Origin of the sequence: Kitasatospora sp. NPDC049285, assembly GCF_040678815.1 — a bacterium.
Taxonomy (GTDB): domain Bacteria; phylum Actinomycetota; class Actinomycetes; order Streptomycetales; family Streptomycetaceae; genus Kitasatospora.
The window spans coordinates 25,938-37,620 of sequence record NZ_JBFAQR010000068.1 but is presented as its reverse complement, the minus strand read 5'-3'; the positions used below and the strand labels follow the sequence as shown (position 1 = coordinate 37,620).

General features: G+C 73.8%; 9 protein-coding genes, 1 tRNA gene and 1 pseudogene. 4 read left to right on the top strand and 7 right to left on the bottom strand.

Going from position 1 to position 11,683, the window contains the following annotated elements; all coding sequences use genetic code 11:
- Positions 1 to 194: 194 nt before the first annotated feature.
- Positions 195 to 893, bottom strand: coding sequence for an NAD(P)H-dependent oxidoreductase (locus AB0K51_RS29920; RefSeq protein WP_363460518.1), 699 nt, complete (start codon positions 891 to 893; stop codon positions 195 to 197).
- A gap of 638 nt (positions 894 to 1,531) precedes the next feature.
- On the opposite strand from AB0K51_RS29920, the gene AB0K51_RS29915 reads away from it, so the two are divergent.
- Complete coding sequence (locus tag AB0K51_RS29915) at positions 1,532 to 2,188, top strand: response regulator transcription factor (protein WP_363460516.1); 657 nt, start codon at positions 1,532 to 1,534, stop codon at positions 2,186 to 2,188.
- A 67-nt stretch (positions 2,189 to 2,255) separates the two neighbouring features.
- Here AB0K51_RS29915 and AB0K51_RS29910 read toward each other — a convergent pair whose 3' ends face one another.
- Together AB0K51_RS29910 and AB0K51_RS29905 are read right to left on the bottom strand one after the other, a co-directional pair.
- Positions 2,256 to 2,627, bottom strand: coding sequence for a metalloregulator ArsR/SmtB family transcription factor (locus AB0K51_RS29910; protein WP_363460514.1), 372 nt, complete (start codon positions 2,625 to 2,627; stop codon positions 2,256 to 2,258).
- 238 nt (positions 2,628 to 2,865) lie between these two features.
- Positions 2,866 to 2,937, bottom strand: a tRNA-Val gene (locus tag AB0K51_RS29905).
- A gap of 180 nt (positions 2,938 to 3,117) precedes the next feature.
- Between AB0K51_RS29905 and AB0K51_RS29900 the strand changes: the two genes are divergently transcribed.
- Both AB0K51_RS29900 and AB0K51_RS29895 read left to right on the top strand, forming a co-directional pair.
- Positions 3,118 to 4,371: a hypothetical protein gene (locus AB0K51_RS29900; RefSeq protein WP_363460524.1), complete on the top strand. Its 1,254-nt coding sequence runs from the start codon at positions 3,118 to 3,120 to the stop codon at positions 4,369 to 4,371.
- A gap of 74 nt (positions 4,372 to 4,445) precedes the next feature.
- Positions 4,446 to 4,670, top strand: a complete 225-nt coding sequence (locus AB0K51_RS29895) for a zinc ribbon domain-containing protein (RefSeq protein ID WP_363460512.1) — start codon at positions 4,446 to 4,448, stop codon at positions 4,668 to 4,670.
- Positions 4,671 to 4,690: 20 nt separating this feature from the next.
- Here the strand turns inward: AB0K51_RS29895 and AB0K51_RS29890 are convergent, their stop codons facing one another.
- The 3 genes and pseudogenes from AB0K51_RS29890 to AB0K51_RS29880 all read right to left on the bottom strand — a co-directional run bounded on the left by AB0K51_RS29890 (position 4,691) and on the right by AB0K51_RS29880 (position 9,524).
- Complete coding sequence (locus tag AB0K51_RS29890; RefSeq protein ID WP_363460510.1) at positions 4,691 to 5,533, bottom strand: HAD family hydrolase; 843 nt, start codon at positions 5,531 to 5,533, stop codon at positions 4,691 to 4,693.
- A 34-nt stretch (positions 5,534 to 5,567) separates the two neighbouring features.
- Positions 5,568 to 8,097 (bottom strand): annotated as a pseudogene (locus AB0K51_RS29885) (phosphoribosyltransferase).
- Between the two features lie 254 nt (positions 8,098 to 8,351).
- Positions 8,352 to 9,524: an HpcH/HpaI aldolase/citrate lyase family protein gene (locus AB0K51_RS29880; protein ID WP_363460508.1), complete on the bottom strand. Its 1,173-nt coding sequence runs from the start codon at positions 9,522 to 9,524 to the stop codon at positions 8,352 to 8,354.
- Positions 9,525 to 9,840: 316 nt separating this feature from the next.
- On the opposite strand from AB0K51_RS29880, the gene AB0K51_RS29875 reads away from it, so the two are divergent.
- Complete coding sequence (locus tag AB0K51_RS29875) at positions 9,841 to 10,911, top strand: TerD family protein (RefSeq protein WP_363460506.1); 1,071 nt, start codon at positions 9,841 to 9,843, stop codon at positions 10,909 to 10,911.
- On the opposite strand, the gene AB0K51_RS29870 is transcribed toward AB0K51_RS29875, so the two are convergent.
- On the bottom strand, positions 10,908 to 11,648 hold the full coding sequence (locus AB0K51_RS29870) for a Tellurium resistance (protein WP_363460522.1): 741 nt from the start codon (positions 11,646 to 11,648) through the stop codon (positions 10,908 to 10,910). The genes AB0K51_RS29875 and AB0K51_RS29870 overlap by 4 nt on opposite strands.
- Between the last annotated feature and the right edge of the window lie 35 nt (positions 11,649 to 11,683).

The following is an 11,683-nucleotide window of genomic DNA, read 5'->3' as shown; positions in this document are numbered from 1 at the left end:
TGCCGACATGCTGCAGAACGTCGACCGTACGCTCGACCCGAACGCGGCGGCGGCCTACCTCACCGACCGCATCAGCCATCTGGTAGCCGCCCGCCGTGTGCTCCACGCCACCCGCGCGAATGCCGTGCGAATGCTGCGCCGTGTGAATTCCGTGCTACGCGAATCCCGCGCCGTGTGAATTCCCGGTCTCGACCTCAACTCACCGCCGACGCGGGCTGGTTCTGCCCGAGGAGGCTCTCCGCCCGGAACCTGACCGTCTCCGCGACGACCTTCAGCGCGGCCGCCCGCTCCTCGTCGCCCAGGTGGGCCGGCCCGAAGGTGATCACCGGTTCGAGGACCTGGTAGCCGACGAACTCGAGCATCCCGCGGTGGATGTGGAACAGGAAGTCGTCCAACGGGCCGAAGGCGCCGCCGTCCAGGAAGGTCTCGCCGGAGCCGCCCGTCGTGAACAGCAGCATCGCCTTCTTGCCCGCGAGCGCGGCGGTCTCGAAGAAGCCGTGATCCCCGCCGAACAGCGCGCCCATCACGAAGACCCGGTCCACCCACCCCTTGAGGATGGCCGGCAGCGAGAACCACCACATCGGGAAGGACAGCACGAGGAGGTCGGCGGCGAGCATCCGCTCGAGCTGGTCCTGGACGGCAGCGTCGACCGTCCCCTCCCGGACCGCCCGCATCTGCTCCGCCTGAGGCTTGAAGTGCCCTTCCACCGGGGCGAATTCGTCGCGCGAGAGGATCGGCGCCCAGCCGTCGCGGTACAGGTCCACGACGTCGACCTGGTAGCCGGCGTCCCGGAGGGCCTGGGCGGCGGTGGCCATCTGGGCGGCGGTGAACGACAGGGGCTCGGGGTGAGCGTGAACGATCAGGGCGGTGGGTGCGGCAGCGAGAGTGGACATGCCGAGATCATATAGACGCATTGCGATATGTCAATGAATGACTCCCTGCCCGCGGCAGGCCGGACCAGGCCCCGAGCGGGCCGCCCGTAGCCGCACCCGGACCGGCCGCCCCGAGGCTAGTCCCGGCGCGACTGGTCACGGGGCAGCCCTCCCGACCGTCCAGAGGTGCAGCCTGATGGGTAGTCATCCGATGAACCGTCACCCGACCCCCTCGGTCAAACCTGTAAACGTATGCGGCCATCCCGCCGCCAGGTCAACCGAATTATTGCCTCCGTTCGCGCCGGAAATCATGCCACAGCCGATTCTTGCCGCCCTGTAACACTCGCGTTTCTTTCCCATTCCCCGACTATCGACGTTGCGGAATCCAGGCTTCCGAGTCCGCGGGCGGAGGCTTTACCGGGTGGCAATGGCAATCGAACAAGAACGTCTGATAATGTTCTCCGCTGGCCGATCACCAGTTCGTAGTGCTACGGGGGGAGATGCCGATGAAGCAGCACACTGCGATGCCGGCAAGGCTCGGGACCGTTGTAAGACTGGCGCAGGAACCGCCCGCGCAGTCATGGGAACCGGGGCACGCGGGCCACCCGAGACCGGCGGGCCACCGGGGACAGCCGGGACACGTCGCGCAGGCGCTGCGCGTGCTGGTGGTCGAGAACGACGCGACCGCCGCCGAGGGTCTGGTGCACGAACTGCGCCGACACGGACACACGGCCTCCAGCGTCGCGACCGGCCGCCTCGCCCTCAGATCCCACCACGGCGCCGACCTGATCCTGCTCGACCTCGACCTGCCGGACCTGGACGGCCTGGAGGTGTGCCGCCGGCTCCGCGCCGAGGGAAGCACCCCGATCATCATCGTGACCGCGCGCGGTACCGAGCTCGACCGGGTCCTCGGGCTGCAGGCCGGATCGGACGACTACGTGGTCAAGCCGTACGGCCTGCGGGAACTGCTGGCCCGCATCGAGGCCGTGATGCGCCGGGCCCACCCGTCCGCGCGGCCGACCGCGCCGGTCATCACCCACGGGGCGTTACGGATCGACACCCGCAGCCGCGAGATCGCCATGGGCGGGCGGGTGATCCCGGCGACTCCCAAGGAGTTCGACCTGCTGCATCTGCTGGCCTCGCAGCCCGGCGAGACCTTCTCCCGCCGCCAGTTGCTGCGCCAGGTCTGGGACGACGAGTGGTCACGGGGGCGCACCATCGACACCCATGTCAGCAGCCTGCGGAGCAAGCTCGGCGCGAGCGGCTGGATCGTGACCGTCCGCGGCGTCGGCTTCCGGCTCGGCACACCCCGCTGAGGGCCGCCGCGCCACCGAACGGGGTTCGACGGCTCCACCCAGGGCCGGACACTCGCCGGGCGGGCGGTCAGCGCAGGCTGCCCGCCAACTCGGCGGCTCCGAGGACGTTCCCCAGCTGCCCCACCAGCGCGGCGATGCGCTGCTCGTCGCGCCGGTAGTGGGTCCACTTGCCGACCCGGGTGGAGCGCACGAGTCCCGCGCGCTCCAGCACGGCCATGTAGGCGGAGACCGTGGACTGCGCCAGCCCGGTCCTGGCCTGGATGTGGCTGACGCAGACGCCGACCGTGCGCGGGTCCGTCACCGCCGGCTCGACCGGGAAGTGCCGCTCGGGCTCACGCAGCCACTGCAGAACCTGCAGCCGCACCGGGTTGGCCAGCGCCTTCAGCGCCTCCAACAGCGGGGCGAGGTCCTCTTCCGAGGAGGTGGGGTGAGTCGTCATGAGCCTTCCTGACGGTGCGGACCGACACCGAGTCCCCTGATCGTAGGCGACGCCCCGCGCCCACGTAAGGAGCCCACCCGCCGGCCGGCCGACTCCGCACGACCGCGGGAACGCCGACGGCCGTCCGCCGCCCGGCTCCACCACGAGTCCTCCGCGACGCGCGACCGGCCCGGCCGACGCAACGGCAGCGGCCCCTCCACCGGCGGGGTGGAGGGGCCGCTGACCTGAATCCTCGGAGTGGGCGCAGACGGTTTCGAACCGCCGACATCCGCCTTGTAAGGGCGGCGCTCTACCGCTGAGCTATGCGCCCCCGTCGAGCGGGACCGGTGTGGCCGGTCACACGACGAGTGGACAGACTACCTGGTCCGGGGAGTGGTTCGCCGCCCCGTTGTGGGGCGGGATGGCCGGGGGGTGCCGGGCGGGGCGGGTGATCGGCAAGAATGGCGGGTGAAGCGGGCTGACGGAGTGGAGCAGGGAGCGCGTGGTGAGGGTGGCCGGCGGCGGTGGCGGGGGGCGGGGCGGCTGGTGGGGCGGCGGCCGTCGGGACGGCGCGCGGGCGGACGCCAGGGCGGCCAGGGAGGCCGCACAGGAGTCGTTCTACGAGCTGGACTCCGCGCAGCGGGACGCGCTGCTCGCGGTGGAGACGGTGAAGTCGGCGGGCGAGCCGGCCACCGCCCGGCAGGTGGCCGCCGACTTCGCGAACCTGTCCCAGCGGATCGACCAGGTGACCGTCGCCTACCTGGGGGCGCTGGACGCCGTCGACCTGGACGCGACCGAGCTGGACCCGTCCGCGGCCTGGCAGGCCAAGCAGCGGCTCGACCAGGCCAAGCACGAGCTGGACGCCAAGCGCGCCGAGCTGACGGCGTTCACCACCCGGCTGCAGCCGATCGTGGACCACGCCGAGGCGCAGCTGATCCGGGTCACCCCCGCGGTGGAGCGGGCCAAGCAGGCGCTGCTGGCGGCCACCACCGCGCTGGAGCAGGCCCGCGGGGCGGGCCTGAAGGCGGACGACCTGGCGGCCCGACTGGCCGAGCTGGCACCGGAGTTGACCCGCCTGAACCAGGGCGTGTCGCAGCACGGCGTCCCGGCGACGCTGCAGCGGGCCGACGACGTGCTGCGCCGGGCCGAGGCGATCCGCGCGGACGCCGCGCACCTGCCGGAGCGGGCGAAGGAGCTCGACCGCCGGGTGAGCACCCTGCGGACCCGGATCGACGCGCTGGAGAACCGCGCGGGCACGGTCGACCCGGCGCTGAGCGAACTGCGTCGGCGGTTCTCGATGGCCTGCTGGCAGGACCTGCAGCACGTGCCGACGCAGACCGCGGACGCGGTGCGCACCGCCCGGACCAAGCTGACCGAGGCGGTGCGCGCCCGGGACGAGCAGCGCTGGGCGGACGCCACCGCGGCGATCGGCACGGTGCGGGCGCTGCTGGACACCGCGGAGGGTTCGGTCACCGCGGTGAACGAGCGGCTGCGGCAGTTGAACGAGGTGCAGCACGACCCGCACCGCGAGATCGAGCGGACCCGCTTCGCACTGCGCGACGCCCAGCGCCTCGCGATGGCCGGACGGCAGGCCCCCGACCCGCGGCACGCCGGCCCGCTGGACGCCGCGGTGGCCCGCCTGGACCGGGCGGTGGCCTCGCTGGAGGACGCCGGCCGGCACCCGGACTACTGGCACTTCCTGACCGAGCTGGCCGCGGTCCGGGAGACCGCCGCCGAGGTCGTGACGATGATCCGGGGCCACTGAGCCCGGGCCGCCCGTCCTCGCCCAGGGCCGCCGCCTACTGCCCCGGGCGGTTCGCGCTGGGTACCCTGCTCGGTATGCCTCGCTATGACTTCCGCTGCCGCTCCTGCGGTGCCACGTTCGAACTGCGCCGCGCGATGGCGCAGGCCAACGACCCGGCGGTGTGCCCGGACGGGCACACCGACACGGTCAAGCTGCTGTCCACCGTCGCGGTCACCGGCGCGGCCGGTGCCGCCGCCGCCCCGGCCCCGGCCCCGAGCGGGGGCGGCGGCGGTTGCTGCGGTGGCGGCTGCTGCGGCTGACGCCCCGGATCGACGGTCCGTCAGACGGCCGGGACGGCGACGCCCGCGCGTACCAGCTCCAGCATCTGACGGACGATCTCCTCGCCCGCGGCGACGCCGATCTCGGTCAACGCGGTGACGCCGGGTCGGGTCCACCCGGTCTCGGCGAGTTCGCCGTGGCCGGGCCGCCAGGCGTGGTCGGCGGCGAGCAGCAGTTCGGCGTCGAGCAGGGAGTCGCCGGCGGTCAGGACGGTGTCGGCGCCGGTGCGGCGGCGGACCTCGGCGAGCGCGGCGCCCTTGGAGAGCGGCGCGGGCACCGCGTAGACCTTGCGGCCCTGCAGCGAGACCGTCCAGCCGCGCTCCTCGCACCAGCCGGTGAGCTCCTCGACCCAGCCGGCGGGCAGTTCGGCGCGCTCGACCACCAGGTAGGCGAAGAGCTCGTCGGCGACCTTGCGCTTGTGGGTCCACTCGGGGTCCGCGACGATCGCCAGGTGCTCGACCACCTGCGGCAGCGGGGCGCTGGCCGTCTCCATCCGGTCGCGGATCTCGCGCTGCCAGTCCAGGTCGGGGACGCCGTCGACCAGCAGGTGGCCGCCGTTGGCGCAGACCGCGTAGGGCGGGATCCAACCGGGCGTCGGGCCGGGCAGGTTGATCCGCTCGTACTGGGTGCGGGTGCGGGTGGTGATCGGCACCACCGGCACCTGCCCGGCGAGTTCGGCGAGCAGGGCGGCGGACCGCTCGGTCATGAAGGAGAGCGCCTTCCCGTCGTGCACCTCCACCGAGAGCAGCCGCGGGGCGAGCCGGTCGGGCACCTCCAGCGCGAGCGCGCGGTTGGAGTAGATCAGCGTCCGGTCGAGGTCGCTGGCGACCAGGAACTGCGGCACGGGTGGGGTCTCCTTCGATCGGGGTTCGCGGGCCTCAGCCGTGGACGGCGGTGCCGTCCGGGCCGATGGCGCCACGGGTGTAGCGGGGGTGGATCAGGCCGACGCAGCTGTACGGCAGGTGGTCGACCTCTTCGACCGGGACGCCGCGCTGGGCGGCCAGCAGCCGGACGTGGTCGAGGTCGGCGCCGGTGCCGCGCCGGGCGAGGATCCGCCAGGGGACGCGGCGCAGCAGCACCCGGGTGGTCTCGCCGACGCCGGGCTTGACCAGGTTGATGTTGTCGATGCCGTACTCGGTGCTGATCCGCTCGACGGCGGCCCAGCCCTCCCAGGTCGGGGTGCGGTCGGCGGTGGCGAGCCGCGCGGTCTCGGCGGCGACGGCCTCGGCGACCTCGCCGAAGGCGGCGGCGACGGTGTCGACGAAGAGCCGGGAGACGTCGGCGCCGGCCAGCTCGCGGTAGAACTTGGCGCCGTGGAACTCGTCCGGTCCGATCAGGTCGGCCCGCAGCACGGTGCGCGAGACCAGGCCGGAGACGGTGGAGTTGAGGCAGGCGGAGGGGATCAGGAAGTCGTCCCGGGTGCCGTAGGTGCGCACGCAGCCGCCGGGGTCGGCGAGGACGGCGAGTTCGGAGTTGAAGCCCGTCCCGGCCAGGGCCTCGTCGAGTTCACGGGTGATCGCGCCCTTGCCCGTCCAGCCGTCGACGAAGACCACGTCGGCGGCGCGGTGGCGGGCGGTGAGGTGGCGCAGCGCGACCTGGTCGATGCCGCGGCCGCGGACGATGGAGACGGTGTAGTGCGGTACGTCCAGCCCGTGGGCGTGGGCGAGCCAGCGGCGGATCAGGACGCCGACGGGCGTGCCGGCCCGGGCCAGCGAGGCCAGCACGAGGTGCGGGCCGCGCTCGCGCAGCAGGGTCTCGGCGACCGTGCCGACGGCGGTGGCCAGCCGCTGCGCGGAGCCGGCCAGCGCGGTGTGGAACAGCTGCTGGTAGTCGGCGCTGGGCTGGTACTCGACCGGCAGCGACTCGGCGTAGTGGGCGCCGCCGGACTGCACGGCCTCCTCACGCTCCTCGGTGGGCGCCTCCAGGTGGACGCCGGAGAGGTCCTTGAGCAGCCAGCTGACGTCCTCGGCCGGGTACGAGGAGAAGGCCGGCCCGTACAGCGGGCGGGCGGTGGGCGGGGACGGGGCGGTGTGTGCGGTCATGCCGGGCCTTCACTGGGAGTGCGCAGGGGTGATGCTGGGTCAGCGGATGGGCGGCGGGGCGTCAGACGGATGGCGCGGGGCGGTACGCCGGGAGAACGGCGAGCACGACCCGGTCGGTGACGCCGCGCAGCCGTGGCAGCAGGGCGTCGGCGCCGTGGTGCAGGGCGGGGGTGTCGGCGGGGTCGTCGACCACCAGGACGACGGTGTCGAAGCGGCGGGCCGGGTCGCTGCCGGGGGCGACGTTGTAGGCGTAGCGCTCGGTGGTGCCGTCGGCGGGGTCGTCATGGGCGGCGAAGGCGAGCCGGGTGCGGATGGCGTAGCCGGGGTCGTCGAGGGCGAGCACCGGGGAGCGGGTGGTGGTGGAGAACCGCACCTCGGCGTCCGGGAGTTGGCGTTGCAGGGCGTCGGCGAGGCGCAGCGGGGCGTACATCAGCTCCTCGCAGCCGAGCACCAGCACCCGGCCGGGGCGGGGGCCGACGGCGTCGGCCAGGGCGGCGCCGAGTTCGGGGAGCGCGGCTTCGAGCCGGTCGCGGTGGGCAGGGGTGAAGCCGTGCCGGCCGCCGTCGGGCAGGCCCTCGGGCCAGGGCAGCCGGGCGTGGACCAACTCGCCGGTGGCGGCGGGCGGTTCGGGCTCGGCCGGGGCGGCGTCGATCAGCGCCTGGGCGCGTTCCAGCACGTCGGCGGGGAGCCGGACGCCGCCGGTGGCGGTGGCCACCAGGTCGAGCCGGGCGCCGAGTTCGGCGGCGGCGTCGGTGAGCCTGGCCCGGTCGGCGGGGGTGCGCAGGTCGACCAGGGCGACCACCACGTACCGCTCGCGGGGGTGGGCGGCGTGCAGGGCGCGGATGGTGTTGAGCACGGTGGTGCCGGTGGAGAACTCGTCGTCGACCAGCACCAGCGGGCCGTCGCCGGAGAGCAGCCGGCCGTCCTCGGGGAGGAGCAGGTGGCTGGTGGCGTGCGAGTGCTCCTCCTCGAAGCCGCCGAGCGGGGCGACGCCGGGGACCGGGCGGCGGGTGGAGTGCAGGTATGGCGCGTCCAGCCCGTCGGCGACGCTGTGGCCCAGCGCGGTGGCGGTCTCGGCGTACCCGAGCACCACGGCGCGGGCGGCGTCGGCGCCGAGCAGTTCGGCGACCCGGCGGCCGAGGTCGAGGCCGGCGCCGTGCACCACGGCGGGCCGCTGCGGGACGTGCTTGCCCAGCACCCGGGAGACCAGCAGGTGGGCGCGCCGCGGGTTGCGGCGCAGCGCGAGCCCGATCATGTCGGTCAGCTCGGGCCCGCCGGTGAGCCGGATGCCCAGCCGGTCGGTGACCCACTGGCCGGTCCAGTCCTCGGCCCCGACGGGCCCGCGGGCGGTGGTGTCGACGGTCATCGGCGGGACTCCAGTTCCTGGTGGTGCGAGTGGTGCGGGCACCGCGGGTGGTGCTGTCGTACGAGTGGTGCGGGCCCTGCATGCGGTGCGGTCGTGCAGGCCCTGCACGTGGTGCGGCTCGACCCCGAGCCTACGGGCGTGCCGGTGCGCGCGGATCGGCCGACCGGCCGGGCTCCGCGCGACGAGTGGCGGGAGAAGACCAGCCGATCGGCTGACAACGCGTCAGCCGACGGGCCGGACGGGCGGCGCGGCGGTCAGCAGAGACAGGCCGAGAGCAGTTCGGCGAAGGTCACCTCGGCCCGGGCCACGCCGAACACCTCGGCGCGCAGCAGCACCCGCTCGGCCCAGGCCCGGTGCGGCTTGGCCTCGTTCATCTTGTTGGTGTACGCGGAGCGCAGCACCCCGCCGCCGCCGTGGTGCTGCTGGAGGATGTCGCGGGCGTCGCACAGCTCCTCGTGGGTGACCACCGAGAGGGCGTGCACGGCGGGGACGTGGCTGGGGTGGATGCAGGTCTTGCCGAGCAGGCCGTTGGCCCGGTCGAGCTCGATCTCCCGGATCAGCCCGTCCAGGTCGTGCTCGATCAGCCGCTGGCGGACCCGGTCGGCGGGCGGGGTGGCCTCCGCGAACGGGGTGCGGCGCAGCTGCGGCTTGAACATCCGCTCCTGCAGCGGGAAGTACTCCCAGACCGGGCCGGTGACGGTGTATCCGGTGCCGTCGGCGCGGCCGAGCACGTTGACCACGTCGCCGATCACCCCGGCGACCAGGGCGACGTCGTAGGCGGTCAGGTCGGGCGAGCGGCGCAGGCCGTAGGCGGAGCACAGGTCGGTGACGCCGAGCCGGACGGCGAGCACCCGTTCGCGGTGCTTGTCGAGCAGCCGGGAGATGCCGAACAGCTGGTCGCGGCGGCTCTCCAGGTGGGCGAGCTCCGGGGACTCCAGCACCGGCATCACGAACAGCCGCCGCCCGCCCGTCTCTTCGGCGCCGATCAGCGCCTCCAGGAACGGGCCGCCGCTGTCCTCGGTGAACTTGGGCACCACGAAGCCGCTGAGCAGCCGCAGCGCGGGGCCGAGCCGGCGGGCCAGGTCGGTGATCTGCTCGGGGGCGCGGACCCGGACGAACAGCAGCGGCAGTTCGGCGTCGGCGCCCTCGTCGGCGAGTTCGGTGAGCTGGGCGACCAGGTTGTGTTCGGCGTCGGCCACCTCGTGGTCGGCGATGGCGTCCTCCAGGCACAGCACCATGGAGACCACGCCGCGGGTGGCCTGGCGGCGCACGTCGCGGGCCAGGGTGGGCCGGGTGGCGGGGCTGTAGAGCGTGGCGCCGAGCGCGGTGGCGAGCACGGCCGGCTCGCTGTCCCGGTCGAACACGGCGGGCTGCTCGAGAAAGAGCCGGCTGCGGACGTCGTCCGCGAGGTGCCCGAAGTGGCGCAAAGTGCTCTCCAGCTGGGGTCCGGTGGGGCCCGTCCGGGGGACGGGAACGGCTGACGCCTCGACACAAGGACGGCTGACGCGGCCGGATAGTTCGCCGGGTACGCCGCCGGCGTGGTGGGAGTGGGTGCCGGGCCGTTGGCCGCTTATCGTACGGTCAGATCAGGCCAAGGAAAGACTTCGAAACATCGAATTCTCGCAAGGTTGCCGACGGCGTCACATCGGAGTGCGACCCGCGACCTTCCCGCCCGCGCGGCGCCGCCCCCGACGCGGGCACCGCGTTGTCCCGGGCCCCCGGCAGACGGCAGGATGGTGCGCTATGACGCACGTGATGGCGAAGGGCGCCAACATCCCCCTGACGGCCGGTGCCGTCCGCGCCGTCCTGCGCTGGACGGACACCCCGGGGTCCCCGGACGTGGACGCCTCGGCCCTGCTGGTGGGCGGCACCGGCCGGGTCCGCCAGGACACCGACTTCGTCTTCTACAACCAGCCCCGGCACCCGTCCGGGCTGGTCCGCCACCTGCCCAAGCAGAGCGGCGGCGGCGAGGTCTGGGACACCGTCGAGGTCGACCTGGCCAAGCTGCCCGCCGACGTGGACAAGGTGGTGCTGGCCGGTTCCGCCGAGGGCGGCGCCTTCCCGGCCGTCGGCAACCTGCGGGTGCTGCTGTACGACACCACCGCGCCCGAGGGCACGCCCGCGCTGGCCGAGTTCTCCATCCTCGACCAGGAGCCGGTCACCGCGCTGGTCGCCGCCGAGCTCTACCGCCGCGCCGGCGGCTGGAAGTTCCGCGCGATCGGCCAGGGCTACCGGGACGGCCTGGTCGCCCTCGCCACCGACTTCGGCGTCACCGTCGAGGACGAGGCGCACCCGGACGGCGCCGACCCGCGCCGCCACACCCCCGAGCCCGCCGCCGAGGCCCCCGCCGCGAGCGCCGTCCCGGCAGCCGCGGAGGAGCCGGACTGGACCCTCGCCCCGGCCGCCGCCGCGCCGTCCGCCTCCGCGGTCACCGCCCCGCCGCCGCCCGCGCAGCCGCCGACCGTGCACCACGCGCCGCAGCAGCCCGCGCCGCAGCAGCAGCCGCAGACCGGCGCCCAGCCGCCCGTCCCGCAGCCCGCCGGGTACGGCTACCCGCAGCAGCAGCCCCAGCAGCAGGGCTACGGCTACCCGCAGCCTCAGCAGTCCGGTTACGGCTACCCGCCGGCGGCCGCCCCGGGCTACGGCTATCCCCAGCAGCAGCCCCAGCAGGGCTACGGGTACCCGCAGCAGCAGCCGGTCCAGCCGCAGGCGCCCGCCCAGCCGGTGCCGCCGCAGCCCGGCCCGGCCTCGGCCCAGCAGCCGCAGCAGCCGTTCGCGCTGCCGCCGCAGGGCCCGCAGTTCCAGCCGCGCTAACCCGCGGACTCGGCACCGGTCTTGTAGCCCCGCTCCCACTGCATCCCGAAGCCGTAGAGCCGGTCCAGGTCGGACTGGAAGCCGTGCACGTACCGCACCTCGCGACTGATCGTCAGCGTGCCGTCGCCGTCGTTCTCGATCAGCACCACCGCACACGAACGGGCCGCCGGGGCCCGCTCGTCCAGCTTGATCTCGATCCGCGGCCCGCTCTGCGGGACGATGGTGAGCACCGCGTGGGTGCGGTCGAACGCGGGCGTGTCGTCGTAGATGTAGACGAAGATCAGCAGCCGCTTGAACTTGTCCTTCTTCTCCAGGTTGATGTGCATCGTCTCGCCGGAGGGCGCACCTGAGACGTCGTCACCGGAGAGCTTGATGTACGGCGGCTTGTTCAGGTCGCCGAACAGCCGGCCCAGCGGCTGCACCACGCCCCGCGTGCCGTCGGTCAGTTCGTACATGCAGGCCAGGTCGAGGTCGACGCTGACCGGCCCGCCGCTGAAGCCCTCCGGCTCCAGCGGGCGCAGGATCCGCGGGTCGAAGAACCGCCGCAGCGCGCTGCCGGCGCTCGGCCGCTCGGCGCTGCGGGTCGACCAGTGCAGGTTGATGTACAGGTAGCCCGTGGTCGCCGCGGACCCCGTGATCGCGTGCTGCGGACGGGCCTTGGTCAGCGTGACCTTGAACTGCCCGCCCGTGTCGAAGTCGTTCCGGTCCCCCTTCAGGAACTCCCACACCGAGACCATCGCGTCTTCCTCCCCCAACCGGTACCTTCCTCGCC

What these genes read in the sequence shown, in the direction of transcription:
- AB0K51_RS29920 (WP_363460518.1), bottom strand. Translation starts at nt 893, where the DNA reads ATGTCCACTCTCGCTGCCGCACCCACCGCCCTGATCGTTCACGCTCAC.
- AB0K51_RS29910 (WP_363460514.1), bottom strand. Translation starts at nt 2,627, where the DNA reads ATGACGACTCACCCCACCTCCTCGGAAGAGGACCTCGCCCCGCTGTTG.
- AB0K51_RS29895 (WP_363460512.1), top strand. Translation starts at nt 4,446, where the DNA reads ATGCCTCGCTATGACTTCCGCTGCCGCTCCTGCGGTGCCACGTTCGAA.
- AB0K51_RS29875 (WP_363460506.1), top strand. Translation starts at nt 9,841, where the DNA reads ATGACGCACGTGATGGCGAAGGGCGCCAACATCCCCCTGACGGCCGGT.
- AB0K51_RS29870 (WP_363460522.1), bottom strand. Translation starts at nt 11,648, where the DNA reads ATGGTCTCGGTGTGGGAGTTCCTGAAGGGGGACCGGAACGACTTCGAC.